The following is a 26,915-nucleotide window of genomic DNA, read 5'->3' on the forward strand; positions in this document are numbered from 1 at the left end:
AGGTGAGCACATCGCAGCTAATAGTCAGCCGACCAGTTCTATTGATCTTGAATTACGTTGTACGACTTGATGATTCGCAGACCAGCAGTTGCTTTCCGATTGTTCGCCACCTAGGGTTGGGCAAACGTGAATCGATCGTGAAGTAGGTGCGGATTGTCGAGCCCGGCGGCCACCATTCCTGTGACACAAATGCTGTTGAGCTGGTCACATAAGGACAAAAAAGCCAAAAACGACCTGCTCGACCGCCTAGCCATTCAGCTCAACTGCCTGACCGGGATCTCCGCGGCCTGGTGGCAGGACTCCCATATCCACATCGGCACACCGTGGCGACAGGAAATTTTCACCCACCTCGACGAGTGCGATTTCGGCGTCCAGTTCATCAGCCCGGCGTTCTTCGGCAGCTCGTTCATCGTCCGCCACGAAATACCGCCCTTCGTCGGACCCGCCCCGCGTAAGCACGCCATCCCGGTCGGCCTGAAGCCCATCCGCCTGGACGGTTCCACAAATATGCACGGCATCGACGCCCTGCAATTGTTCCGGCTGGACCACAAGCACTTCTACACCGAACTCTCCAGCGACAACCGTCGCGACAGGTTCGCCGCCGACCTAGCCATGGAGATCCGCCGCCGCATCCTCGGTGAGGACGGCTGGCGCAAGCTGTGACCAACCGTCAGCGGCTCCCCAAGCGGGCCGTGCTCCGGCACCTGAAGACGCTCGATGACGATCTGAGCACGCGCCAACGGGAGCGATTGCACGCACTCGCCGATCTCATCGACGAAAACAACCGCATCCGGTTGTCGGATGCACTCGACGTCGCGACGCCAGCGGGCTCGAGCACCAGTCGCCAAGCCTCGTTCCGAAAGTTCCGGGCCGCCTTGGCCGAAGCCGCGAAGGAGAACGGGCTCCCCTTCGAGCTGGTCGCCGACACGCTGAAAGCCCAACCGGAGCAACGGTATTGCTGGTTCACCGGTCCGGACAGCGTCATCGCCGAACTCGCGGAGATCTCGAGCATCGAGGCGCGAACGGCCGAGTCCGGCAACGCAATCGAACAATCCGTAGCCGAACTGCTCGACCCGCGCGATATCCGGCTGTACGTGAGCGCGAACCCGGATCCGGCCGCGGGAGAACTGGCATCGATCCGAGCCTTCATCGAACTTCTCGAACGAAACCTGCGCGCACGCACCGACATTCGGGTGACGATCACCGATACCCTCGCGACGCCCATCGGTGCGCCGGTGACGGACAGCGTGACCCGACTGGCGGACGCCGACGTCGCGATCGCCCTGCTGGACCCCGGCTACCTGTGCACCGACGAATTCGACGCGATACGCGCCGCGCGGGCACAGGCCACGAAGTCGATACTTTTCGTCGCCCTCGACGAACTCCCCGACAATCCGGATCTGCGCGGCCTGAATGTCGGCGAGGTCCTGATGAAACAGCAGCCCTTCGCGACCCGATCGAAGGATGGCAGAAGGCAATTCGTGCGGACGGTCTGCGAGACGCTGATCTCGCACCTGAACCAACCATTCGCCGAACGGCAACCACGGCGGCTCAGCCGGGGCCCGGTCATGGACCGGCTGGCCGACTACAACCGCGGTATCTTCGCCAGAGACGGCTTCATTCAAGACCGGATCATCGAATCCTACGGCGATATAACCGCATTCGATGCTTCCACCGATCTCATCCCCAACGAGCCACACCGCCCAACCGGCGCGAAATGCGTTGCCGTGGAACGACTTGTCGATTGGGCGCTCGACAACGACCCGGCCGCGCGCCGCTGGTGCGCGCTGCTGGGAGATACCGGGATGGGCAAGACCACCACGAGCCGACTGCTCACCGCCAAACTGCTCGACCTGCGCGATCTGGGGGCGGCCGATGCCGACGGTCGGCCCTACCCACTGCCGATCTACTTCGACCTGCGAGATCTCCCCGTCCGAGAGGTAGGCCCGAACCCCAGCCTCTACCGCATCGTCGACGCCTTGCTGACCCGCATAGGCACGAACGACACGCGCCCCTCCGCCGACGAGGTGCTCTCCACGATGGAGCACGGAAACTGCGTCGTCGTCTTCGACGGTCTCGACGAAGCACTCGTCCATCTCTCACCTGCCGACGGCCAGGCGTTCACCCGAACCCTTTGGCGTGCAATCGAAAAGACCGCGCCCCGGTTGCCGTACCGGCTGCCCGCCACAACGCCGAGCAAATTGCTGCTGTCCTGCCGCACCCACTACTTCCGCTCGATCAGGCACGAGATCACCCATTTCACCGGACAGCATCGTGGGGGCCCGCAGGCACACGATTATCTGTCGCTGCTGATGCTGCCGTTCGACGACGAGCAGATCGGTGCGTATCTCGGAAAACATGTTCCCGGTGCGGACATCGCCGCACTGTTGGAAATGATCTCGAGTGTGCACAACCTGCGCGAGATGGCCGAGCGCCCATTCCTGCTCCAGTTGATCAGCGAAGAGTTGGCGTTCGTCGAACGCGCCGCATACGACGGGCAGACCATCCGCCCCGTCGATCTGTACGGCGCGTTCGCGCGCCGCTGGCTCGAGCGGGATGACGGCAAGCACACCCTGCTCCCGGCGCACAAGCTCCTCCTCATGGAACACCTTGCGGCCGAAGAATTGCGGCTCCGCCGAACCGGTTGGTCGGCCGACGATATCGAGCAGTGGTTGGTCGAGTTCATCAAGGAACGTCGCGAACTCGCTGTGCACTATGGCGACGAAACAAGTATCTGGAAAGAGGATTTGCGGACAGCGACCTTCCTGGTGCGACGCGGAGACGATCGATTCGGGTTTGCCCACACCTCGCTCCGGGAATACTTCGTCGCCCAATATCTGCTGCGCGCATTGCTATTGGGACCGGATGCGATCGACGCGGTAGCGACCGCCTGGGCGATGCCGGTGCTGCCGAGCGACGAGACATTGGATTTCCTAGGGCAAAGTCTGGCAGGGTTGTCCGAGGACGACCGGATGCGATGTGTTGCGACACTGCGAGCGATCCGCGACAGGTATTGGCCAGCTGCGTCCGAGCTGGTATTCGCTTACGCACTTCGGGCGGAACACAAAGGCTTTCCCCGGCATTCGGTTGTCGGGACCGTGCTTGATGGCGCGGAGCTCGACGGGTGGCGGATCGGGTCGGCTGATAGTCGGAGGCTCGACCTTCGATCGTTGTCTGCGCGGTCCGCCCGGCTCACCGGAACCATCTTCACCAACGTCGACCTGGGAGCGGCTTCCTTCCAGCTGAGCGATCTGACCAACGTCGAATTCATCGATGCGAATCTGAAGAACGCTCAGCTGGATGGCGCCGACCTGACGGGGGCAGTGTTCCGGATGTGCGATCTTTCCGGTAGCTCCAACGGCGACGCACGGACCTACCGCACGCAAATTCTGCGAAGTGAACTCGGCAGCGCCGTGAACTGGCATGGTAGTTCGCTCTTCATCGCACAGTGCACGGCTGCCAGGGTCGCTCTTGCACCAATAGAGAAACCGCTCGGCGCGAGATTGATACGGTACTCGGGTCATTCGGGGGAGCCGTGGTCGGCGGCCTACCGGCCTGATGGCTGTCACATCATTACGGTCGGTGCGGATACTACGGCTCAGATCTGGGATGCCCGCACCGGAAAGCAGCTCACCACACTCACCGGACACACCGATTGGGTCAACTCGGGCTGTTACAGCCCAGACGGCAACCAAATCCTCACCACCAGCGGAGACGGCACCGCACGAATCTGGAACGCCCGCACCGGAAAACACCTCACCACACTCACCGGACACACCGACTGGGTCAACTCAGGGACTTACAGCCCCGACGGCGTCCACATCCTCACCACCAGCGACGACCGGACTGCCCGAATCTGGGATGCCCACACCGGCGAACACCTCACCACACTCACCGGACACACCGACCCGGTCACCTCGGGCTGCTACAGCCCAGACAGCAACCAAATCCTCACCACCAGCGGAGACGGCACCGCACGAATCTGGAACGCCCACACCGGAAAACACCTCACCACACTCACCGAACACACCAGAGGGATCCTGTCCGGCACCTACAGTCCCGATGGCAACCAGCTCCTCACCACCAGCGAAGACGGCACCGCACGAATCTGGAACGCCCACACCGGAAAACACCTCACCACACTCACCGGACACACCGACTGGATCCGATCAGGAACTTACAGCCCCGACGGCAACCACATCCTCACCACCAGCGACGACCGGACTGCCCGAATCTGGAACGCCCACACCGGCGAACACCTCACCACACTCACCGAACACACCGGAGAGATCCTGTCCGGCACCTACAGTCCCGATGGCAACCAGCTCCTCACCACCAGCGAAGACGGCACCGCACGAATCTGGAACGCCCACACCGGAAAACACCTCACCACACTCACCATTATCGATGCCACAGCACAGTCGGGTTACTACAGCCCAGACGGCAAACAAATCCTCACCGCCGGCGGGGACGGCACCGCACGAATCTGGAACGCTCACAACGGAAAACACCTCACCACACTCACCGGACACACCGATTGGGTCAACTCGGGCTGTTACAGCCCAGACGGCAACCAAATCCTCACCACCAGCGGAGACGGCACCGCACGAATCTGGAACGCCCACAACGGAAAACACCTCACCACACTCACCGGACACACCAGCTGGGTCAACTCGGGCTGTTACAGCCCAGACGGCAACCAAATCCTCACCACCAGCGGAGACGGCACCGCACGAATCTGGAACGCCCACACCGGAAAACACCTCACCACACTCACGAGCAAGACAAACGGGGTTCTATTAGGGGCTTATAGTTCCGACGGTACTCGCATTCTCACCACCAGCACCAAAGGAACGATTCGACTCTGGGATGCCCACACCGGCGAACACCTCACCACACTCACCGGACACACCGACCCGGTCACCTCGGGCTGCTACAGCCCAGACGGCAACCAAATCCTCATCACCAGCGGAGACGGCACCGCCCGAATCTGGAACGCCCACACCGGCGAACACCTCACCACACTCACCGGACACACCGGAGGGATCCTGTCCGGCACCTACCGTCCCGATGGCAACCAGCTCCTCACCACCAGCACAGACTGCACCGCCCGAATCTGGAACGCCCACACCGGCGAACACCTCACCACACTCACCGGACACACCGGAGAGATCCTGTCCGGCACCTACAGTCCCGATGGCAACCAGCTCCTCACCACCAGCGACGACCGGACTGCCCGAATCTGGAACGCCCACACCGGAAAACACCTCACCACACTCACCGGACACACCGACTGGATCCGATCAGGAACTTACAGCCCCGACGGCAACCACATCCTCACCAAAGGGAATGACGGGACCACTCGAATCTGGGTTGCGGCAACAGGCACCGAAATCCTCCGAATCTGCGCTCTGCCGGACGCGAACTGCGCTGTATTCCAACAGGATCGGCTCATCCAGGCAACGCCCGGAGCATGGCGCTACCTCGGCTGGTCGGTGATCATTGACGGCAAGGCAGACCGACTGCCCGCCGAAACCTTCGGCCCACTCCCCCTGACACTGCCGGAGTAGCAGACCGGACCGCATCCCGCATCTCTGCGAAATACCAACAGCGCCAATAAGTTACGTCTGACCCCGCCGATGCCTATAAAACGGCCATAGTCGCCCGACGCCCGCTACTGCGCCCTGCCGAAACGGAAACTGCGCCGCCTACCAGCAGGACCAGCTCAACGAGGCAGCACCCGAATCGGGACGCTAACTCGGCTGGTCGGTGATCGACTACCCACAAGATCGACCTCTTCCCCCGAAACTTTCGGTCCGCTCCCCTGCGGTCCTGAAACACGCACTATCCTCCGGCGTATTGGGCGAACACCGCGGGTTGCCGGTCACCGCCATCCTCACCGACGTCGAAAACGCTTCCGGTGTCGCGACCACCGCCTCCGGTGGACTGGTCCCGATCCGGGACGCGCTGCGGCTGGCCGAAAACGCGCATCAGTACCTGGCGATCTTCGACCACCACGGCCTACCCCTGCACCTCGGACGGCAACGCCGCCTGGCCAACCGGTACCAACGACTCGCGTTGATCGCCAGCACCAGAGGCTGCACCCGCCCCGGCTGCGACGCCCCCGCCACCCTGACCGCCGTCCATCATGTCAGCGATTGGACCAAAGGCGGCTCCACGGATATCGAAAACCTCACGCCTCGCCTGCGTGGGCCGTCGGCTACCGGTGGCCCGGAATCGAAATCTGCGACATACTGCTCTAGGCGACAGGCCTTCTGACTGGCCTTCACTGCGGTGCCGATGCAGGCCCGCGTCGCCAACGCTCGGTACGCGATCCGCGGCGAGCGCCTCTCTTTTCCCGGTCGTTCCCTGACGTCGACGATTCGTCTCCCTCGTGAGATCGATCGCCGCGCCGCCGCATTGGGTCATTCAGCCCTCCCGATCCGACCGCACAGGCATCGACCACACCACAGAATGGAGTGAAACCTATGAGTACCAACCGAATTACCGTCGGCGACGAGCGAGCGCTCATCGAGAACATGCTCGACCGCAACCGCGAAGCGCTCATCGAGACCGTGCGCGGCCTGTCCGATACGGACGCCCGCCGGCGACTCGTTACGTCGCTGACCACACCGATCTCAGTGATCAAACATGCCGCCGCCGCGGAACGGATCTGGTTCCAACGGTTCTGGGCAGGACTCGACGAATCCGAATGCGACGGATACTCGCGCCGCGACGAGGGCACCTTCGCCGTCGCCGACGACGAGTCGGTGGCCGACGTCATCGCCGAGTTCGAGCGCGCGAGCCAACGATCACGGGTGATCGCGTCCCGCTTCGACCTCGATGACACCAAGGTCTTTCCCCGCGAGGGCGAGGTCAGCATGCGCTGGACCCTGCTCGCCATGATCGAAGAGTTCGCCAGGCACGCAGGGCACGGCGACATCCTCCGCGAACAGATCGATGGAGACACGCTGCGACAGCCGAACCGGGAGGTCGACCAAGCGCGTACCCGAAATCCCGGCAGCGCCAACTGAATGCGAAGCTGTCCTGCCGTCACCGCACAGTGACGGCAGGGCGGCGACTCAGAACTCCCAGTCCTCGTCTTCGGTATTGACGGCCTTGCCGATCACATAGCTGGAACCCGAGCCCGAGAAGAAGTCGTGGTTCTCATCGGCGTTGGGCGAAAGTGCCGACAGGATGGCCGGATTCACATCGCACTCGTCCTTCGGGAACAGGCCCTCGTAGCCGAGGTTCATCAGCGCCTTGTTGGCGTTGTAGCGGAGGAACTTCTTCACGTCCTCGGTGAGGCCGACCTCGTCGTACAGGTCCTGGGTGTAGTCGACCTCGTTGTCGTACAGCTCGAACAGCAGCTCGAAGGTGTAGTTCTTGAGCTCGTCGCGTTCGGCCTGGGAGACCAGTTCCAGACCCTTCTGGTACTTGTAGCCGATGTAGTACCCGTGCACGGCCTCGTCGCGGATGATCAGGCGGATCATATCGGCGGTGTTGGTGAGCTTCGCCCGCGAGGACCAGTGCATCGGCAGGTAGAAACCGGAGTAGAAGAGGAAGCTTTCCAGCAGGGTGGAGGCCACCTTGCGCTTGAGCGGATCTTCCCCGTTGTAGTAGCCGAGCACGATCTCGGCCTTGCGCTGCAGGTTGCGGTTCTCCTCGGACCAGCGGAAGGCCTCGTCGATCTCGCGGGTGGAGCACAGGGTGGAGAAGATGGAGCTGTAGCTCTTGGCGTGCACCGACTCCATGAACGCGATGTTGGTGAGCACCGCCTCCTCGTGCGGGGTCAGCGCGTCGGGGATCAGGCTGACCGCGCCGACCGTGCCCTGAATGGTGTCGAGCAGGGTGAGACCGGTGAAAACCCGCATGGTGAGCTGCTTCTCATCGGCGGTCAGCGTGGCCCAGGACGGAATGTCGTTGGAGACCGGCACCTTTTCCGGCAGCCAGAAGTTGCCGGTCAAGCGGTCCCACACCTCCGCATCCTTCTCGTCGGGCACCCGATTCCAGTTGATGGCCGACACCCGATCGATCAGTTTCATCCTGCCTCCACGCCCTTCCCGAGCACGCTGCCGTCACGAAATTCCTATCCCCGAACACTACTCGTTGTGGGTGACAAGTCCGGGCCGCACAACACCTTGTGTCGCTGCGGCGCGCGTCACTCCCGAGGAGCGGTTCGGGGACCACGATTGCGGCCCCTATTCTGCGGCACCGGCCCGCCCGCGGATACAGCGGTCCCGTGTGCGTCGCCGGGTGTTTGCCCACCCCGGGATCGGCGGTCCGCGGCGAACCGGAAAGTCCCTGCATGCCCCGCCGCCAACCGATTTGCCGGAATCGTCTGCGAATGGTGCGGCGGTAACTTTCCACTACCGCTCCGGTAACCGACCATCCGTACGATCGGTCGAACCGTTTCGGCCCGACCCCCAGGGAGCCAGCCCGATGTCCGCACCGACCGACCCGGATATGACCGATCTGCTCGGACGGCTGGCCCGGCTACCCAGCGGCCGCCGCGGCAAATGGGTGGTGCTGGGTGTCTGGCTGATCGCGCTGCTCGCGCTCGGCGTCTTCGCGGGCGAGCTCACCGGCGCCCAGAAGAACGACAATGTGAGCTGGCTGCCGGACAGCGCGGAATCGACGCAGGCGTTCAAGCTGGCCGACCGGTTCGGCAACAGCGACGAACTGCCCGTCGTGCTGGTGTACGAGCGGCCCGGCGGGCTCACCCCGGCCGACCGGGCCGCGATCGGCGCGGACGCCACCCGCGTCAAACAGGTCGAACATGTGTTGGCGGACAAGGTGTTCGGCCCGACGCCGTCGCGGGACGGGCAGGCCGCGCAGATCCTGGTGCCGATCGAAATCGGTGCGAACGGCTGGAATTCGCTGACCGACAGCGTCGCCGCGATCAAGGCCGCCCTCCCCGACCACCCGGACGGGCTGTCCTTCCACGCCACCGGCCCCGCCGGTTACGCGGCCGAATTCGGCCAGGCGTTCAAGGGAATCGAGGGCGTGCTGCTGTACGCGGCGGCCGCGATCGTCATCGTCATCCTGCTGTTCACCTACGGTCCGATGCTGTGGACGCTGCCGCTGTTCGCCGCGGTCGCCGCGCTGATCATCGCGATGAGCGCGGTATACGGCGCGACGAAATTCGGCCTCACCGTGAACGCGCAGAGCCAGGGCATCCTCACCGTGCTCGTCTTCGGCGCGGGCACCGATTACGCGCTGCTGCTGGTGGCCCGCTACCGCGAGGAGCTGCGCCGCCACGCCGACCGGCACGAGGCGATGGCCGTCGCGCTGCACCGGGCCGGGCCCGCCGTGCTGGCCAGCGGCACGACGGTGATCATCGCGATGCTGGCATTGCTTGTGGCGGAACTGAATTCGACGAAGGGCACCGGCCCGGTGTGCGCCATCGGCATCACCATCGCCCTGCTGGCGATGCTGACGCTGCTGCCCGCCCTGCTGGTGATCGCCGGCCGGTGGATCTTCTGGCCGCGGCATCCCGAGGTGGGCACCGTCGACCAGACCGAGACCGGAATCTGGGCCCGCACCGGGCAATTCATCGCGGGCAGGCCGCGGACGGTGTGGATCGGCACCGTGCTGGCCCTGCTCGCGCTGGCCTACGGCACGATCGGGCTGAACGCGAACGGCGTTGCGAACAAAGACGCTTTCGTCGGCCACTCCGATGCGGTGGCCGGAACCGCGGTCCTGGAACGGCATTTCGACGCGGGCACCGGCACTCCGGTGGTGGTGATCGCGGAATCGTCCCGAATAGATTCCGTCGCTTCGGCTTTCGGCGGCACGCGGGGCATCACCGCACCCACCAAGCCGGTGGTCAGAGGCGATCTCGCCTATCTGGAGGGCACGCTGTCCGATCCGCCGGACAGCCAGGCCGCATACGACACCATCGATCGGGTGCGCGCCGCGGTGCACGCCGCGGATCCCGCAGCCAAGGTCGGCGGCCAGACCGCGGTCATTCTCGATGTGAAACGTGCTGTGGCGCACGACAATCGGTTGATCGCACCGCTGGTGCTCGCGATCGTGCTGATTATCCTGACGGTGCTGCTGCGCTCGATCCTGGCTCCGCTGCTGCTCACCGCGACGGTGGTGCTGTCCTTCTTCGCCGCGCTCGGCGCCAGCCGGTGGATCTTCGATCTGGTCGGCTTCAAGGGCGCCGACAACGGACTTCCGCTGCTGGCCTTCGTCTTCCTGGTGGCGCTCGGCATCGACTACAACATCTTCCTCATGTCGCGGGTGCACGAGGAGGCCGAGCGGCACGGCACCAGGGCGGGCGCACGCACCGGACTTTCCGCGACCGGCGGGGTGATCACCTCGGCGGGCCTGGTGCTCGCAGGCACCTTCGGGGTGTTCACCACGCTGCCGGTGGTGAACCTCGCCGAGATCGGCATCGTCATCGCGGTCGGCGTGCTGATCGACACCCTGATCGTGCGTTCCGTCCTGGTCACCGCGCTTGCGCTCGATATCGGCGACCGGATCTGGTGGCCGAGCGCGCTATCGCGCCGCAAATCCGAGCCCACGCCCGAGCCGGAAATCAGCCTCACCACGTAACGCGCCCGCCGACCTGCGCCGAATTCGGCGATCAGCGGGCTACCTTGTGGCCGTTCGGTTATTCCACGCGTTTCGGAAGGAGTGTGTGTCATGACCAGTCCCGGCCCCGTGCGGACCGGCCCGGTGCTCAACGATATGACGATCTTCGCTGGCGTCCTCATCCTCATCACCGGGATACTGCATTTGCTCACCGCGATCGCGGCCATCGCCAAACGCGATATTTTCGTGGTGACCGAGGATCAGGTATTCCTGCTCAATGTGTCGACCTGGGGTTGGGTGCACCTGGTAATCGCGGTGCTGGTGATCGTCGCGGGCGTCGGCATCGTCACCGGGAAGTCGTGGGGTTATCTCGCCGGCATCGTGATGGCCGCGGTCAGCATCCTGGACAACTTCGTTTTCGCGCCGATCTACCCGTTCTGGGCCCTGGTCATGATCGCCATCGACATCCTGGTGATCTGGGCGCTGGCCCGGCAGATCGCCGCCGAATAGTACGAATTCCCCTGTGGTGCGGCGGTATTCGCCGGTGCCCGGTCGCCGGGCACCGGCGCGGCCGTTCATTCCGGCATGGTCGCGGCGATCGCGGCCTCCGCGTCCGGCCAGGTCGGCACGTGCACCACCCAGTCCGGTATCGGCGAATCCTGCGCCCCGAACAGGTAGCGGTGCGGCACCAGATCCCGCAGCGCGCGGTGCACGTCCAGCCGGTCATCGATCATGTGGGTGATGCCGAGTTCGGCGCAGTGGATCGCCTTGTCCGCGCGGGCCCGGCAGAAGCGCAGATTCTCCCGCCGCACCCCGGTGCGCGCGTAGAAATCGTTGTGGTCCAGCCATTGTCGCGTGCGCTCCTCGATACGGGGACCGCATTTGGAGATCACCCATGCGCGGCCGCCGAAGCGCAGGACCAGCCGGGGTAACACCTCGAAAGCATTGGGACTCGGCGGTGTTCGCATCGCCTCGGCGACGCCGCCGGAAAGAAATACCGTATCGGCGTCACCCGTCGGCAACGCCGCCCCCTGAATCACCCGGCCGAAATCGATGCCGAGCCGTGGTTGTCGTTCCTTGTTCATACGCTGTCCAGCGTGGCGGAGCGGCGCCGAATACGCCAGCGTTTATCCATTTTCCCGAAACAGTTACCTGTCAGCAAACAGGCGCGTATCATTACATCCGCTCGCGTACCAGACAGCCGGCCCGCGGCCGGAACCGATTCCTCCCCGATTGATCAGGTGGTTCGGATGGCTCAACAACCACGCTCGATGAGCACGCGCATCACCACACTCCTACTGCTCCGCCACGACATCGCCGACGACGACCGGGTCGGCGCGTACGCGCCGGATTGCGATCCCGACCACGATCCAGCGGATTTCGCAAAACCCTCGCCCGCCCGCTACTGCGCCCTGCCGAAACGGAAACTGCGCCGCCTACCAGCAGGACCAGCTCAACGAGGCAGCACCCGAATCGGGACGCTAACTCGGCTGGTCGGTGATCGACTACCCACAAGATCGACCTCTTCCCCCGAAACTTTCGGTCCGCTCCCCTGCGGTCCTGAAACACGCACTATCCTCCGGCGTATTGGGCGAACACCGCGGGTTGCCGGTCACCGCCATCCTCACCGACGTCGAAAACGCTTCCGGTGTCGCGACCACCGCCTCCGGTGGACTGGTCCCGATCCGGGACGCGCTGCGGCTGGCCGAAAACGCGCATCAGTACCTGGCGATCTTCGACCACCACGGCCTACCCCTGCACCTCGGACGGCAACGCCGCCTGGCCAACCGGTACCAACGACTCGCGTTGATCGCCAGCACCAGAGGCTGCACCCGCCCCGGCTGCGACGCCCCCGCCACCCTGACCGCCGTCCATCATGTCAGCGATTGGACCAAAGGCGGCTCCACGGATATCGAAAACCTCACGCCTCGCCTGCGTGGGCCGTCGGCTACCGGTGGCCCGGAATCGAAATCTGCGACATACTGCTCTAGGCGACAGGCCTTCTGACTGGCCTTCACTGCGGTGCCGATGCAGGCCCGCGTCGCCAACGCTCGGTACGCGATCCGCGGCGAGCGCCTCTCTTTTCCCGGTCGTTCCCTGACGTCGACGATTCGTCTCCCTCGTGAGATCGATCGCCGCGCCGCCGCATTGGGTCATTCAGCCCTCCCGATCCGACCGCACAGGCATCGACCACACCACAGAATGGAGTGAAACCTATGAGTACCAACCGAATTACCGTCGGCGACGAGCGAGCGCTCATCGAGAACATGCTCGACCGCAACCGCGAAGCGCTCATCGAGACCGTGCGCGGCCTGTCCGATACGGACGCCCGCCGGCGACTCGTTACGTCGCTGACCACACCGATCTCAGTGATCAAACATGCCGCCGCCGCGGAACGGATCTGGTTCCAACGGTTCTGGGCAGGACTCGACGAATCCGAATGCGACGGATACTCGCGCCGCGACGAGGGCACCTTCGCCGTCGCCGACGACGAGTCGGTGGCCGACGTCATCGCCGAGTTCGAGCGCGCGAGCCAACGATCACGGGTGATCGCGTCCCGCTTCGACCTCGATGACACCAAGGTCTTTCCCCGCGAGGGCGAGGTCAGCATGCGCTGGACCCTGCTCGCCATGATCGAAGAGTTCGCCAGGCACGCAGGGCACGGCGACATCCTCCGCGAACAGATCGATGGAGACACGCTGCGACAGCCGAACCGGGAGGTCGACCAAGCGCGTACCCGAAATCCCGGCAGCGCCAACTGAATGCGAAGCTGTCCTGCCGTCACCGCACAGTGACGGCAGGGCGGCGACTCAGAACTCCCAGTCCTCGTCTTCGGTATTGACGGCCTTGCCGATCACATAGCTGGAACCCGAGCCCGAGAAGAAGTCGTGGTTCTCATCGGCGTTGGGCGAAAGTGCCGACAGGATGGCCGGATTCACATCGCACTCGTCCTTCGGGAACAGGCCCTCGTAGCCGAGGTTCATCAGCGCCTTGTTGGCGTTGTAGCGGAGGAACTTCTTCACGTCCTCGGTGAGGCCGACCTCGTCGTACAGGTCCTGGGTGTAGTCGACCTCGTTGTCGTACAGCTCGAACAGCAGCTCGAAGGTGTAGTTCTTGAGCTCGTCGCGTTCGGCCTGGGAGACCAGTTCCAGACCCTTCTGGTACTTGTAGCCGATGTAGTACCCGTGCACGGCCTCGTCGCGGATGATCAGGCGGATCATATCGGCGGTGTTGGTGAGCTTCGCCCGCGAGGACCAGTGCATCGGCAGGTAGAAACCGGAGTAGAAGAGGAAGCTTTCCAGCAGGGTGGAGGCCACCTTGCGCTTGAGCGGATCTTCCCCGTTGTAGTAGCCGAGCACGATCTCGGCCTTGCGCTGCAGGTTGCGGTTCTCCTCGGACCAGCGGAAGGCCTCGTCGATCTCGCGGGTGGAGCACAGGGTGGAGAAGATGGAGCTGTAGCTCTTGGCGTGCACCGACTCCATGAACGCGATGTTGGTGAGCACCGCCTCCTCGTGCGGGGTCAGCGCGTCGGGGATCAGGCTGACCGCGCCGACCGTGCCCTGAATGGTGTCGAGCAGGGTGAGACCGGTGAAAACCCGCATGGTGAGCTGCTTCTCATCGGCGGTCAGCGTGGCCCAGGACGGAATGTCGTTGGAGACCGGCACCTTTTCCGGCAGCCAGAAGTTGCCGGTCAAGCGGTCCCACACCTCCGCATCCTTCTCGTCGGGCACCCGATTCCAGTTGATGGCCGACACCCGATCGATCAGTTTCATCCTGCCTCCACGCCCTTCCCGAGCACGCTGCCGTCACGAAATTCCTATCCCCGAACACTACTCGTTGTGGGTGACAAGTCCGGGCCGCACAACACCTTGTGTCGCTGCGGCGCGCGTCACTCCCGAGGAGCGGTTCGGGGACCACGATTGCGGCCCCTATTCTGCGGCACCGGCCCGCCCGCGGATACAGCGGTCCCGTGTGCGTCGCCGGGTGTTTGCCCACCCCGGGATCGGCGGTCCGCGGCGAACCGGAAAGTCCCTGCATGCCCCGCCGCCAACCGATTTGCCGGAATCGTCTGCGAATGGTGCGGCGGTAACTTTCCACTACCGCTCCGGTAACCGACCATCCGTACGATCGGTCGAACCGTTTCGGCCCGACCCCCAGGGAGCCAGCCCGATGTCCGCACCGACCGACCCGGATATGACCGATCTGCTCGGACGGCTGGCCCGGCTACCCAGCGGCCGCCGCGGCAAATGGGTGGTGCTGGGTGTCTGGCTGATCGCGCTGCTCGCGCTCGGCGTCTTCGCGGGCGAGCTCACCGGCGCCCAGAAGAACGACAATGTGAGCTGGCTGCCGGACAGCGCGGAATCGACGCAGGCGTTCAAGCTGGCCGACCGGTTCGGCAACAGCGACGAACTGCCCGTCGTGCTGGTGTACGAGCGGCCCGGCGGGCTCACCCCGGCCGACCGGGCCGCGATCGGCGCGGACGCCACCCGCGTCAAACAGGTCGAACATGTGTTGGCGGACAAGGTGTTCGGCCCGACGCCGTCGCGGGACGGGCAGGCCGCGCAGATCCTGGTGCCGATCGAAATCGGTGCGAACGGCTGGAATTCGCTGACCGACAGCGTCGCCGCGATCAAGGCCGCCCTCCCCGACCACCCGGACGGGCTGTCCTTCCACGCCACCGGCCCCGCCGGTTACGCGGCCGAATTCGGCCAGGCGTTCAAGGGAATCGAGGGCGTGCTGCTGTACGCGGCGGCCGCGATCGTCATCGTCATCCTGCTGTTCACCTACGGTCCGATGCTGTGGACGCTGCCGCTGTTCGCCGCGGTCGCCGCGCTGATCATCGCGATGAGCGCGGTATACGGCGCGACGAAATTCGGCCTCACCGTGAACGCGCAGAGCCAGGGCATCCTCACCGTGCTCGTCTTCGGCGCGGGCACCGATTACGCGCTGCTGCTGGTGGCCCGCTACCGCGAGGAGCTGCGCCGCCACGCCGACCGGCACGAGGCGATGGCCGTCGCGCTGCACCGGGCCGGGCCCGCCGTGCTGGCCAGCGGCACGACGGTGATCATCGCGATGCTGGCATTGCTTGTGGCGGAACTGAATTCGACGAAGGGCACCGGCCCGGTGTGCGCCATCGGCATCACCATCGCCCTGCTGGCGATGCTGACGCTGCTGCCCGCCCTGCTGGTGATCGCCGGCCGGTGGATCTTCTGGCCGCGGCATCCCGAGGTGGGCACCGTCGACCAGACCGAGACCGGAATCTGGGCCCGCACCGGGCAATTCATCGCGGGCAGGCCGCGGACGGTGTGGATCGGCACCGTGCTGGCCCTGCTCGCGCTGGCCTACGGCACGATCGGGCTGAACGCGAACGGCGTTGCGAACAAAGACGCTTTCGTCGGCCACTCCGATGCGGTGGCCGGAACCGCGGTCCTGGAACGGCATTTCGACGCGGGCACCGGCACTCCGGTGGTGGTGATCGCGGAATCGTCCCGAATAGATTCCGTCGCTTCGGCTTTCGGCGGCACGCGGGGCATCACCGCACCCACCAAGCCGGTGGTCAGAGGCGATCTCGCCTATCTGGAGGGCACGCTGTCCGATCCGCCGGACAGCCAGGCCGCATACGACACCATCGATCGGGTGCGCGCCGCGGTGCACGCCGCGGATCCCGCAGCCAAGGTCGGCGGCCAGACCGCGGTCATTCTCGATGTGAAACGTGCTGTGGCGCACGACAATCGGTTGATCGCACCGCTGGTGCTCGCGATCGTGCTGATTATCCTGACGGTGCTGCTGCGCTCGATCCTGGCTCCGCTGCTGCTCACCGCGACGGTGGTGCTGTCCTTCTTCGCCGCGCTCGGCGCCAGCCGGTGGATCTTCGATCTGGTCGGCTTCAAGGGCGCCGACAACGGACTTCCGCTGCTGGCCTTCGTCTTCCTGGTGGCGCTCGGCATCGACTACAACATCTTCCTCATGTCGCGGGTGCACGAGGAGGCCGAGCGGCACGGCACCAGGGCGGGCGCACGCACCGGACTTTCCGCGACCGGCGGGGTGATCACCTCGGCGGGCCTGGTGCTCGCAGGCACCTTCGGGGTGTTCACCACGCTGCCGGTGGTGAACCTCGCCGAGATCGGCATCGTCATCGCGGTCGGCGTGCTGATCGACACCCTGATCGTGCGTTCCGTCCTGGTCACCGCGCTTGCGCTCGATATCGGCGACCGGATCTGGTGGCCGAGCGCGCTATCGCGCCGCAAATCCGAGCCCACGCCCGAGCCGGAAATCAGCCTCACCACGTAACGCGCCCGCCGACCTGCGCCGAATTCGGCGATCAGCGGGCTACCTTGTGGCCGTTCGGTTATTCCACGCGTTTCGGAAGGAGTGTGTGTCATGACCAGTCCCGGCCCCGTGCGGACCGGCCCGGTGCTCAACGATATGACGATCTTCGCTGGCGTCCTCATCCTCATCACCGGGATACTGCATTTGCTCACCGCGATCGCGGCCATCGCCAAACGCGATATTTTCGTGGTGACCGAGGATCAGGTATTCCTGCTCAATGTGTCGACCTGGGGTTGGGTGCACCTGGTAATCGCGGTGCTGGTGATCGTCGCGGGCGTCGGCATCGTCACCGGGAAGTCGTGGGGTTATCTCGCCGGCATCGTGATGGCCGCGGTCAGCATCCTGGACAACTTCGTTTTCGCGCCGATCTACCCGTTCTGGGCCCTGGTCATGATCGCCATCGACATCCTGGTGATCTGGGCGCTGGCCCGGCAGATCGCCGCCGAATAGTACGAATTCCCCTGTGGTGCGGCGGTATTCGCCGGTGCCCGGTCGCCGGGCACCGGCGCGGCCGTTCATTCCGGCATGGTCGCGGCGATCGCGGCCTCCGCGTCCGGCCAGGTCGGCACGTGCACCACCCAGTCCGGTATCGGCGAATCCTGCGCCCCGAACAGGTAGCGGTGCGGCACCAGATCCCGCAGCGCGCGGTGCACGTCCAGCCGGTCATCGATCATGTGGGTGATGCCGAGTTCGGCGCAGTGGATCGCCTTGTCCGCGCGGGCCCGGCAGAAGCGCAGATTCTCCCGCCGCACCCCGGTGCGCGCGTAGAAATCGTTGTGGTCCAGCCATTGTCGCGTGCGCTCCTCGATACGGGGACCGCATTTGGAGATCACCCATGCGCGGCCGCCGAAGCGCAGGACCAGCCGGGGTAACACCTCGAAAGCATTGGGACTCGGCGGTGTTCGCATCGCCTCGGCGACGCCGCCGGAAAGAAATACCGTATCGGCGTCACCCGTCGGCAACGCCGCCCCCTGAATCACCCGGCCGAAATCGATGCCGAGCCGTGGTTGTCGTTCCTTGTTCATACGCTGTCCAGCGTGGCGGAGCGGCGCCGAATACGCCAGCGTTTATCCATTTTCCCGAAACAGTTACCTGTCAGCAAACAGGCGCGTATCATTACATCCGCTCGCGTACCAGACAGCCGGCCCGCGGCCGGAACCGATTCCTCCCCGATTGATCAGGTGGTTCGGATGGCTCAACAACCACGCTCGATGAGCACGCGCATCACCACACTCCTACTGCTCCGCCACGACATCGCCGACGACGACCGGGTCGGCGCGTACGCGCCGGATTGCGATCCCGACCACGATCCAGCGGATTTCGCAAAACCCTCGCCGGAGAAGCGAATCGGCGTGGGCGACCGTCCATGAGTGCGATTTGCCGCCCAATTGCGGATCGCGAATAATTTTCCGACTTCACCGGAAAATTGATAGCTATAGGTTAGCCTCTGGCATGACCAAAATACTGGCCTGCACCGCACCGGCCAAAGGGCATCTGTACCCGATCACCCCGGTGCTTGCCGAGCTGGTACTGCGCGGAAACGACGTCACCGTGCTGACCCTCCCCGGCAGCGAAGATGCCATGAGCCCGTTGGGAATTCAGGTCATGGACCTACCGTCCGAACTAGCCGGCGATGGCCCGCGCGACTGGGGAAGGCGATCCAAGATCGCGTCGCTGCGGGCCGCGATGCGCGCGCTCACCGCGCGCATCCCCGACGAGATCGAGGCGATCCGGTCGGCCATCGTCGCGACCCGCCCCGATGCGGTACTCGTCGACACCACCACCCTCGGCGCCCAGATCTACACGGCCGCAAGCGGATTGCCGTGGGCCGCATTCGCGCCGAAGCTGCTGCCGCTGCCGTCACGGGATGCACCGCCGTTCGGGCCCGGCCTCTTCCCGAAAGCGGGGCCGCTCGGCCGGATCCGCGACAGCACCGTGCAGTGGGCGCTGACCCGGCGCTGGGACGAGGTGCTGCCGCAGCTCAACCACATGCGCCAGTACTACGGACTGGACGTGCTGGCACACTCCGCCGATTACCTACGCCAGCCACCGCTGCTGCTGAACCTCACCGCGCCGCCCTTCGACGACCTACGCACCGACTGGCCCGCCTCGGTCCACCAGATCGGCCCCGGCCTGTGGTCGCCGAACGCCGAATATCCGGACTGGCTCGATAAGATCGACCGCCCGATCGCACTCGTCACCTGTTCGACCGAGTTCCAGGACGACGGACGCCTGGCCCAGGTCGCGATGGACGCGCTGGCCGACAGCGATCTGTACACCGTCGTCACCTCCGGCGCCATCGACCCGGAATTCTTCGCCGCGCCGCGCAATGCCAGGGTGGAAACCTTTCTCCCGCATCACCTGCTGCTCGATCGCGCGGCGGTGGTGATCACCCACGGCGGTATGGGCATCGTCCAAAAGGCTTTGGCGGCAGGCGTTCCCGCGTGCGTCGTACCATTCGGCCGCAGCCAGTCCGAGGTCGCGCGCCGGGTGGTCGGCAATGCGGCGGGCAGTTGGGTGCCGAAGAAGCGGCTGAACATCGCCAACCTGCGCGCCGGAATCGATGCGGCGCTGGCGTGCCGAGCGGGCGCGGCGCGGGTCGCGGCCGGATTCGCCGCGGCGGGCGGGCCTGCGCACGGAGCCGACCTGCTGGAACAGCATTTCGCCCGCACGCTGCCCGCACAGCGTGATCGGACGACGCCGAGCCCGGCCAAGCACACCGAGCGCCCCAGGGCCGCGGCCACTCCGATCATCGAGCCGGAGCCGAGCACCGCGCTGTCCGACGCCGACCTCACCGATCGCGGCTGTTGACAAGTTGCCCGCGCGCCGGTGAATCGGAACAGTGAAGCCCGGCGTGACGGTCCGAGCGAATGCTCCAATTGGCCTCGGCGCCGCGGCGAGAACCGTCGCGACCATGTCCGGAATATTTCGAAGGAGACACCCGTGCGCTTCGGCATCTTCATCCCGCAAGGCTGGCGACTGGATCTGGTCGGCATCGACCCGGCGGCGCAGTGGGCGGTAATGCGCGACCTGGCCCGGCGCGCCGACGCCGACGACACCTGGGAATCGCTGTGGGTGTACGACCACTTCCACACCGTCCCGGTGCCGACCGATGAGGCCACCCATGAGGCATGGACGCTGATGTCGGCCTTCGCGGCCAGCACGTCGCGGATCCGCCTCGGCCAGATGTGCACCGCGATGAGCTACCGCAATCCGGCCTACCTGGCAAAGGTCGCCGCGACCGTGGACCTGATCTCCGGCGGCCGGGTCGAGATGGGGATCGGCGGCGGCTGGTACGAACAGGAATGGCGCGCATACGGTTACGGATTCCCGCCGCCGGGTGAGCGGCTGGGCCGACTCGACGAGGGCGTGCGGATCTTCCGGCAGGCCTGGACCGAGGGCAAGGCGACCCTGGACGGGAAGTACTACCAGGTGGACGGCGCGATCGTGCGGCCACTGCCGTTGCAGGAGAACGGGATTCCGCTGTGGATCGCGGGCGGTGGCGAGAAGAAGACGCTGCGCATCGCCGCCAAGTACGCCGACTACACGAACTTCGTCGGCGACCCGGAGGGTTTCGCGCACAAGTCCGGACTGCTGCGCGAGCACTGCGCCGAAGTCGGCACCGATTTCGACGCGATCGTCCGCTCCGCGAACTACAACGCGATCATCGGCACCACCGAGGCCGAGGTGCGGGACCGCCTGAAGGCGTGGGCGTCGCGCATCGCCCCCTACGTCGGCGGCATCGAGCAGGCGACCAGCCACATCGACGACGTGACCCGCGGCGGCGCCGCCATCGGCACCCCCGAACAGATCGTCGAAAACCTCACCAAGGTCAAGGACCTCGGCCTCGCCTACACCATCCTCAACTTCCCCGAATCCGCCTACGACACCTCCGGCATCGACCTCTTCACCCGCGAAGTAGCACCAGCGCTGCGCTGATCGCGCGGTCAACTTGCCATCTCTTCTGAAAAAGTTCAGAATTGAGGGCATGGCTACCGAGGTTCAGTGGAGCGAGCTGCAGCGCGACCCCAAAGCGGTCGCGAAACTCGCCGATCAAGGCGCTGTCCGAGTGCGTCGCCGGGACGGGGCGCCGCTGATTCTCGTCCGCGAGGACGCGGCACAGAACGAATCGGAGGGGGCGATCATCGCGGCGCGTGCGGTGCGAAGTGCAGTACGGCATCTGCCGCATGACGCTGTGATCAGTGTGTTGGTCGACGAGTTCCCTTGGGTCGACCTGCTTCCCGAGAAGGCTCGGGCGGAATTCGTCACCGATTTCGCTCGGGCCTTCCACGCATCGGCCGAACTCGGGCAGTGGTCGATCTTCATGCAGACGATCCGTGAATGGCACAGCACCGCATTGGTTTACGCGGATCCGGAGCTGGCGCGAGCGCTGACACAACCGACCGAGGGCGACTTCGGCCCGGTCCCGAGCCCGATGGGGGAATGACTTGGCATCGAAACGTGGTGATCGGGTCGCACCACCGAGGCGGCCAGGCATGTGGGAGGCACGTTTCGGGACGACCGAAGCCGCAAAAGGTTGGGAAGATCTATGCCGGGCCGCGCAGTCGAACACCTGGGAAGCATGGATCTCACTCACGGAGCGGCCGACAACCCCGGAGAACCCGGCGCGCCAACATCGGCTCAGGAATGAGCTCAGCACCCATGTGATGAACGGCAAGGTTCTCCCGCTATGGCAATACGAGGTGACGGGAGCGGGCCGCATCTGGTACTGCCCCGATTCCGATCGGCAAATTGTCTGGATCGTTCGGGCGAGCGTCGGCCACCCGAAGCAAACCGAATGACGCGGCCGCGGACCATACGCACCGGTGCTGCGCTGACACTGACGGCCGATACGCTGTCGGCATGAACACTTCGCGCGAGGGGAGTCGCGCTGACAGCGTTCGGTCCGTTGGTGGTGGGTTCGAGCGCGCTGCGGACGGGACGCTGCGGTATGTCGATCGGACGGTCAAGGGCGAGAAGAAGGATGAGTTGCCGCTTGTTGGGCGGCGATCGGCGATCCAGGACGGGGACGAGTCGTCGGGGGTTGCGGTGTGGGTGGCGTTCACCATCGATCTGCTGCTGCATATCGGTGTCGGCGTTGGAGTTTGGTTCGCGCTCGCCCGCCACGGCGATATGCGGCAACCCATTCCGATCGCGGTCGCCGCCGCGATCGGGGTGTCGTTCGTGCACCGGACCGTTATCCAGCGGCTGGTCCGCACCACCCTCGGCAAATCACTGTTCGGTCTGCGCCTCTACCGGGTGGACGGCAGCTATCCGAGCCTGTGGTTCCTCGTCCGCAGCTGGTTCCGGGGTGCGTTCATGACCGTCATCGTGCCATTGCAGTTGCCGACCTGGCCATGAACGCACTCGGACTCACAGCATGCAGCTGACGCAACCCTCGACTTCGGTTCCCTCCAGGGCCATTTGGCGCAGCCGGATGTAGTAGAGGGTTTTGATGCCCTTGCGCCAGGCGTAGATCTGGGCCCGGTTCAGGTCGCGGGTGGTCGCGGTGTCCTTGAAGAAGAGGGTCAGCGACAGGCCCTGGTCCACGTGCTGGGTGGCCGCGGCGTAGGTGTCGATGATCTTCTCGTAGCCGATCTCGTAGGCGTCCTCGTAGTACTCGAGGTTGTCGTTGTCCATGTAGGGCGCCGGGTAGTAGACGCGGCCGATCTTGCCTTCCTTGCGGATCTCGATCTTCGACGCCACCGGGTGGATGGAGCTGGTGGAGTGGTTGATGTAGGAGATCGAGCCGGTGGGCGGCACCGCCTGCAGGTTCTGGTTGTAGATGCCGTGCTCCATCACCGACGCCTTCAGGTCGCGCCAGTCGTCCTGGGTCGGGATGTGCACGCCCGCGTCATCGAACAACTGGCGAACCCGCTCCGTCTTCGGCTCCCACACCTGTTCGGTGTACTTGTCGAAGTACTCGCCGCTGGCGTACTTGGATTCCGGGAAGCCGCCGAAGTGGGCGCCGCGCTCGATCGCGATCCGGTTCGACGCCCGAAGCGCGTGGTAGACAACGGTATAGAAGTAGATGTTGGTGAAATCGATACCCTCTTCGGACCCGTAGTGGATCCGCTCGCGGGCCAGATAGCCGTGCAGGTTCATCTGCCCCAGGCCGATGGCGTGCGAGGAGTTGTTGCCCTGTTCGATCGACGGCACCGAGTAGATGTGGGTCTGATCCGACACCGCGGTGAGCGCGCGGATGGCCACCTCGATGGTCTGCGCGAAGTTCGGCGAATCCATCGTCTTGGCGATGTTCAGCGAACCGAGGTTGCACGAAATGTCCTTGCCCACCTTCGAGTAGGACAGATCGTCGTTGAACTCCGACGGCGTCGAAACCTGCAGGATCTCCGAGCACAGGTTCGAGTGGGTGATCTTGCCCGCGATCGGGTTGGCCCGGTTCACCGTGTCCTCGAACATGATGTACGGGTAGCCGGATTCGAACTGCAGCTCGGCGATGGTCTGGAAGAACTCGCGCGCCTTGATCTTCGACTTGCGAATCCGCTTGTCGTCCACCATCTCGTAGTACTTCTCGGTGACATCGATATCGGCGAACGGCTTGCCGTAGATGCGTTCCACGTCGTACGGCGAGAACAGGTACATGTCCTCGTTCTTCTTCGCCAGTTCGAAGGTGATGTCCGGAATCACCACGCCGAGGGACAGCGTCTTGATGCGGATCTTCTCGTCCGCGTTCTCCCGCTTGGTGTCCAGGAAGCGGTAGATGTCGGGGTGGTGCGCGTGTAGGTAGACCGCGCCCGCGCCCTGCCGCGCGCCGAGCTGGTTGGCGTAGGAGAACGAATCCTCCAGCAGCTTCATGATCGGGATGACGCCGGAGCTCTGGTTCTCGATCTTCTTGATCGGTGCGCCCGCCTCGCGAATATTGCTGAGCAGCAACGCGACTCCGCCGCCGCGCTTGGACAGCTGCAGCGCGGAGTTGATCGAGCGCCCGATGGACTCCATATTGTCCTCGATGCGCAGCAGGAAGCAGGACACCGGCTCGCCGCGCTGCTTCTTGCCCGAGTTGAGGAAGGTCGGGGTGGCCGGCTGGAAGCGGCCCTCGATGATCTCGTCGACGAGTTCGCGCGCCAGCTGCTCGTCACCGGCGGCGAGGGTGAGCGCGACCATGCAGACGCGGTCCTCGAACCGCTCCAGGTAGCGCTTCCCGTCGAAGGTCTTCAGCGTGTAGGAGGTGTAGTACTTGAACGCGCCGAGGAAGGTGGGGAACCGGAACTTCTTGGCGTAGGCCTGCTGGAAGAGGGTTTTGATGAACTCCCTGCTGTACTGGTCGAGAACCTCTGCCTCGTAATAGTTCTCGTCGACCAGGTAGTCCAGCTTCTCGTCCAGATTGTGGAAGAAGACGGTGTTCTGGTTGACGTGCTGCAGGAAGTACTGACGCGCGGCGGCGACATCCTTGTCGAACTGGATCTCACCGTTCGGCCCGTACAGGTTCAGCATCGCGTTGAGCGCGTGGTAGTCCAGACCGTCGCCCAGCCCCGCGCCCCGAACCGGCGGACGCTCTACGCGAGCCGTTTTTCCTGCCGGTGCTGTCGTTGTTGTTGCCAAAACAATCCCAATCCCTCTCGGACGCGAGCGACGTCCTCGGCGGTTCCCATGAGTTCGAAGCGATACAGGTACGGCACCCCGCATTTGCGCGAGATGACCTCGCCCGCATAGCAATACGTATCGCCGAAGTTCGTGTTGCCCGCCGCGATGACGCCGCGCAGCAGTGCGCGGTTGTGCGGATCGTTGAGGAACTTGGCGACCTGGCGCGGTACGAATTCCTTATCGGATCGGTTGCCCCCCAGAACGTGCCGACCGCCCCCGTAAGTCGGGACGATCAGCACGTAGGGTTCGTCGACGCGCAGCGAATCGGCGGTGTGCAGTGGTATGCGAGTCGCCGGGAGTCCCAGCTTCTCGACGAAGCGATGCGTGTTCTCCGAGGCGCTGGAGAAGTAGACCAGTGCGTTCTCGGGCACGGGACACCTCCCCTTTTCGATCGTCACATCGGATGAACCGGAGCTGCGATCAGGCCGCGACGGCGGCGAGGGCCTTGATGCGGTCGGGCCGGAAGCCGGACCAGTGGTCGTCACCGGCGACGACGACCGGGGCCTGCAGGTAACCGAGGGCCATGACGTAGTCGCGGGCCTCGTCGTTCTCGGAGATGTCGATGACCTGGTAGTCCACCCCGACCTTGTCGAGGGCCTTGTAGGTGGCATTGCACTGGACGCAAGCGGGCTTGGTGTACACGGTGATGGTCATTGATGTCCCTCTCTCCCTATGCCTGATCCACAGCCTGTGATCCGTAAGTGCATGATCCGACGTACGCTGCGCAAACTCCTGGATCCGGTTCGGAAGTCCCTGATCAGCCGCTGAACGCGGGTAGGTCTCGTGCCGTGCTCCAGTACCGAAGACACTACACCTAGTGGCCGACAGATTCATACAACACGACATGTTGCGAGTCACAACGATGAAATTCCCTAGCGGTAAGTACCTGGACGCTCGATACGCAACTCGACACAGCAGTGGCGCAGATCACAATTTCGTGACGTAGCTCTTTCCCAGCAAACCCAATGATCGCCATTCGCACCACCCATCTCGCAGACCACGTTGATCACCTCGGGTCACAAATCCGGCACATACGAAAAGAGGGCCGCCTCCGGTCCGAACGGAACGGAGACGACCCTCGACGGCCAGGACTCAGGCGGCCACGGCGACCCGATCCCGCTCGATCAGCGCAACGAGCGCGTCGATCAGTTCAGCGATCAGGCCACGGCTGAACTCGTCGGTCAGCGCGCCCTGCGCGTCGAAGCGCTCACCATTCAGCCCCACGTGCACCTCGGGCTTGGTGACCACCTTCGAGTCCAGCCAGTGGAAGACGTCGCGCAGGTGGTTCTGCGCGCGCACCGTGCCGAACTGGCTCATCGACGCGCCCATGATGGCGACCGGCTTGGCGGTCAGGAAGGACTCGCCGTACGGCCGGGAGGCCCAGTCGAGCAGATTCTTCAACGCACCGGGAATGCTGTAGTTGTATTCGGGCGAGGCGATGAGCACGCCGTCGGCGTCGCGGATCTTCTCGCGCAGTTCGACCACGGACGCGGGCGGTTCGGCCTCGAGATCCTGATCGAAGTAGGGCAGATCCCGGATGCCCTCGTAGATCTCGATCTCGATACCGGCGGGCGCGACCTCCTTGGCCGCACGCAGCAGCGCCGTGTTGGTGGAGCCGACGCGCAGCCCGCCGGAGATTGCGAGGATCTTGATCGACATGACTTCTCCTGTTGCTCTGGAGCGGTGTGGCTTTCGAGCCAGAACAACCGGACCACGGTCCGCTTTAATTCCGAAGGGAGGACGTCATCGCCGTGACGTCGATCACACCTGACGAGAATCCGGCGGCCATGCTGTCCGTCTCACCGATCGGGGTCGGTCCGGTCTTCAGCCCCGGCGCACCGCTGACCACCGCGGAACCCACCGAACGCAGCGATGCCGCGCGCAACCGGCGGCTGCTGCTCGACGCCGCCCAGGAACTGCTGCACCGGCACGGCGTCGACGCGCTCACCATGGACGCGCTGGCCAAACACGCCGGGGTCGGCAAGGGCACGATATTCCGCCGCTTCGGCAATCGAGCCGGATTGATGCATGCGCTGCTCGATCACTCGGACCAGAAATTCCAGGCCGCCTTCATGTTCGGGCCGCCACCGCTCGGTCCGGGTGCGCCGCCGGTGGAACGGCTCATCGCATTCGGCCGGGCCCGGCTGCGCGATATCGATATAGAGGGTGAGATCCACCGGGCCGCCGAGGTCGGCGAGGGCGCCGACCGCTATGCGGGAGCTCCGTACAACACCCTCAAGGCACATGTGATGATGCTGCTGCGCCAAACCGCGGCATCCGGCGAAATCCCGTTGCTCGCCGACACTTTGCTCGCGCCGCTGGACGCCCGGCTGGTGATGGCACAGCTGCACGGTGCGGGCTATTCGATCGACCGGATCGGCGACCAATGGGAGCTGCTGGTCCGGCGGATGGTGCCGGACCGCCAGCTAAAGTGACGG

Annotated in this window: 23 protein-coding genes and 2 pseudogenes; 17 read left to right on the plus strand and 8 right to left on the minus strand. The window is 64.7% G+C overall.

From position 1 onward, the window contains the following. The first annotated feature begins 153 nt into the window (after positions 1–153). From F5544_RS35170 to F5544_RS35185, 4 genes and pseudogenes are all read left to right on the plus strand, one after another. A complete protein-coding gene (locus F5544_RS35170) occupies positions 154–663 on the plus strand; it encodes a TIR domain-containing protein (RefSeq protein ID WP_167477156.1) in 510 nt (169 codons plus the stop codon). Beyond that, entirely contained in the window at positions 660–5,570 is a 4,911-nt protein-coding gene (locus F5544_RS35175) for an NACHT and WD40 repeat domain-containing protein (RefSeq protein ID WP_167477157.1), read from the plus strand. The genes F5544_RS35170 and F5544_RS35175 overlap by 4 nt, the downstream gene beginning before the upstream one ends. A 256-nt stretch (positions 5,571–5,826) precedes the next feature. Continuing rightward, positions 5,827–6,195 (plus strand): annotated as a pseudogene (locus F5544_RS35180) (DUF222 domain-containing protein); the annotation flags it as partial. Between the two features lie 293 nt (positions 6,196–6,488). Then, positions 6,489–7,034 carry a DinB family protein gene (locus F5544_RS35185; RefSeq protein WP_167477158.1) on the plus strand — a complete coding sequence of 182 codons (546 nt, stop codon included), beginning with the start codon at positions 6,489–6,491 and terminating at the stop codon, positions 7,032–7,034. A 48-nt stretch (positions 7,035–7,082) separates the two neighbouring features. Here the strand turns inward: F5544_RS35185 and nrdF (F5544_RS35190) are convergent, their stop codons facing one another. Beyond that, positions 7,083–8,045 (minus strand): class 1b ribonucleoside-diphosphate reductase subunit beta, encoded by a 963-nt coding sequence (nrdF, locus tag F5544_RS35190; RefSeq protein ID WP_167477159.1) that lies wholly within the window; start codon positions 8,043–8,045, stop codon positions 7,083–7,085. A 397-nt stretch (positions 8,046–8,442) separates the two neighbouring features. On the opposite strand from nrdF (F5544_RS35190), the gene F5544_RS35195 reads away from it, so the two are divergent. Next, entirely contained in the window at positions 8,443–10,563 is a 2,121-nt protein-coding gene (locus F5544_RS35195) for an MMPL family transporter (RefSeq protein ID WP_167477160.1), read from the plus strand. Positions 10,564–10,653: 90 nt separating this feature from the next. Continuing rightward, positions 10,654–11,052, plus strand: coding sequence for a DUF7144 family membrane protein (locus F5544_RS35200; RefSeq protein WP_167477161.1), 399 nt, complete (start codon positions 10,654–10,656; stop codon positions 11,050–11,052). Between the two features lie 65 nt (positions 11,053–11,117). Here F5544_RS35200 and F5544_RS35205 read toward each other — a convergent pair whose 3' ends face one another. Then, positions 11,118–11,627, minus strand: coding sequence for a hypothetical protein (locus F5544_RS35205; protein ID WP_167477162.1), 510 nt, complete (start codon positions 11,625–11,627; stop codon positions 11,118–11,120). Positions 11,628–12,096: 469 nt separating this feature from the next. On the opposite strand from F5544_RS35205, the pseudogene F5544_RS35210 reads away from it, so the two are divergent. Continuing rightward, a pseudogene (locus F5544_RS35210) lies at positions 12,097–12,465 on the plus strand (DUF222 domain-containing protein); the annotation flags it as partial. A gap of 293 nt (positions 12,466–12,758) precedes the next feature. Continuing rightward, a complete protein-coding gene (locus F5544_RS35215) occupies positions 12,759–13,304 on the plus strand; it encodes a DinB family protein (RefSeq protein ID WP_167477158.1) in 546 nt (181 codons plus the stop codon). Positions 13,305–13,352: 48 nt separating this feature from the next. On the opposite strand, the gene nrdF (F5544_RS35220) is transcribed toward F5544_RS35215, so the two are convergent. Then, the gene (gene nrdF / locus F5544_RS35220; protein ID WP_167477159.1) at positions 13,353–14,315 is read right to left on the minus strand and encodes a class 1b ribonucleoside-diphosphate reductase subunit beta; all 963 of its coding nucleotides are present in this window, start codon (positions 14,313–14,315) and stop codon (positions 13,353–13,355) included. 397 nt (positions 14,316–14,712) lie between these two features. Here nrdF (F5544_RS35220) and F5544_RS35225 point away from each other — a divergent pair, with 397 nt between their 5' ends. Both F5544_RS35225 and F5544_RS35230 read left to right on the plus strand, forming a co-directional pair. Then, positions 14,713–16,833 (plus strand): MMPL family transporter, encoded by a 2,121-nt coding sequence (locus F5544_RS35225; RefSeq protein ID WP_167477160.1) that lies wholly within the window; start codon positions 14,713–14,715, stop codon positions 16,831–16,833. A 90-nt stretch (positions 16,834–16,923) separates the two neighbouring features. Then, entirely contained in the window at positions 16,924–17,322 is a 399-nt protein-coding gene (locus F5544_RS35230; protein ID WP_167477161.1) for a DUF7144 family membrane protein, read from the plus strand. 65 nt (positions 17,323–17,387) lie between these two features. Here the strand turns inward: F5544_RS35230 and F5544_RS35235 are convergent, their stop codons facing one another. Beyond that, positions 17,388–17,897 (minus strand): hypothetical protein, encoded by a 510-nt coding sequence (locus tag F5544_RS35235; protein WP_167477162.1) that lies wholly within the window; start codon positions 17,895–17,897, stop codon positions 17,388–17,390. A 12-nt stretch (positions 17,898–17,909) separates the two neighbouring features. On the opposite strand from F5544_RS35235, the gene F5544_RS35240 reads away from it, so the two are divergent. The 6 genes from F5544_RS35240 (at position 17,910) to F5544_RS35265 (ending at position 22,233) form a co-directional block, all read left to right on the plus strand. Next, the gene (locus tag F5544_RS35240; RefSeq protein ID WP_167477163.1) at positions 17,910–18,242 is read left to right on the plus strand and encodes a hypothetical protein; all 333 of its coding nucleotides are present in this window, start codon (positions 17,910–17,912) and stop codon (positions 18,240–18,242) included. Positions 18,243–18,324: 82 nt separating this feature from the next. Beyond that, positions 18,325–19,683, plus strand: coding sequence for a glycosyltransferase (locus F5544_RS35245; RefSeq protein ID WP_167477164.1), 1,359 nt, complete (start codon positions 18,325–18,327; stop codon positions 19,681–19,683). Between the two features lie 132 nt (positions 19,684–19,815). Further along, positions 19,816–20,811: an LLM class F420-dependent oxidoreductase gene (locus tag F5544_RS35250; RefSeq protein ID WP_167477165.1), complete on the plus strand. Its 996-nt coding sequence runs from the start codon at positions 19,816–19,818 to the stop codon at positions 20,809–20,811. A gap of 49 nt (positions 20,812–20,860) precedes the next feature. Continuing rightward, positions 20,861–21,319, plus strand: coding sequence for a hypothetical protein (locus tag F5544_RS35255; protein ID WP_167477166.1), 459 nt, complete (start codon positions 20,861–20,863; stop codon positions 21,317–21,319). A 49-nt stretch (positions 21,320–21,368) separates the two neighbouring features. Further along, positions 21,369–21,674 (plus strand): hypothetical protein, encoded by a 306-nt coding sequence (locus F5544_RS35260; protein WP_167477167.1) that lies wholly within the window; start codon positions 21,369–21,371, stop codon positions 21,672–21,674. 61 nt (positions 21,675–21,735) lie between these two features. Beyond that, positions 21,736–22,233 carry an RDD family protein gene (locus F5544_RS35265; protein ID WP_167477168.1) on the plus strand — a complete coding sequence of 166 codons (498 nt, stop codon included), beginning with the start codon at positions 21,736–21,738 and terminating at the stop codon, positions 22,231–22,233. A 12-nt stretch (positions 22,234–22,245) separates the two neighbouring features. Here the strand turns inward: F5544_RS35265 and nrdE are convergent, their stop codons facing one another. The 4 genes from nrdE to F5544_RS35285 form a co-directional block, all read right to left on the minus strand. After that, positions 22,246–24,327: a class 1b ribonucleoside-diphosphate reductase subunit alpha gene (gene nrdE, locus F5544_RS35270; protein ID WP_238846814.1), complete on the minus strand. Its 2,082-nt coding sequence runs from the start codon at positions 24,325–24,327 to the stop codon at positions 22,246–22,248. Positions 24,328–24,389: 62 nt separating this feature from the next. Further along, positions 24,390–24,848, minus strand: coding sequence for a class Ib ribonucleoside-diphosphate reductase assembly flavoprotein NrdI (nrdI, locus tag F5544_RS35275; protein ID WP_167477169.1), 459 nt, complete (start codon positions 24,846–24,848; stop codon positions 24,390–24,392). 49 nt (positions 24,849–24,897) lie between these two features. Next, positions 24,898–25,131 carry a redoxin NrdH gene (locus tag F5544_RS35280; RefSeq protein ID WP_167477170.1) on the minus strand — a complete coding sequence of 78 codons (234 nt, stop codon included), beginning with the start codon at positions 25,129–25,131 and terminating at the stop codon, positions 24,898–24,900. Between the two features lie 438 nt (positions 25,132–25,569). After that, positions 25,570–26,136, minus strand: coding sequence for an NADPH-dependent FMN reductase (locus F5544_RS35285; protein WP_167477171.1), 567 nt, complete (start codon positions 26,134–26,136; stop codon positions 25,570–25,572). 128 nt (positions 26,137–26,264) lie between these two features. Between F5544_RS35285 and F5544_RS35290 the strand changes: the two genes are divergently transcribed. After that, positions 26,265–26,912 (plus strand): TetR/AcrR family transcriptional regulator, encoded by a 648-nt coding sequence (locus tag F5544_RS35290; protein ID WP_167479689.1) that lies wholly within the window; start codon positions 26,265–26,267, stop codon positions 26,910–26,912. The last annotated feature ends 3 nt before the right edge of the window (positions 26,913–26,915 follow it).

It is taken from the genome of Nocardia arthritidis (assembly GCF_011801145.1).
Lineage (GTDB): Bacteria > Actinomycetota > Actinomycetes > Mycobacteriales > Mycobacteriaceae > Nocardia > Nocardia arthritidis_A.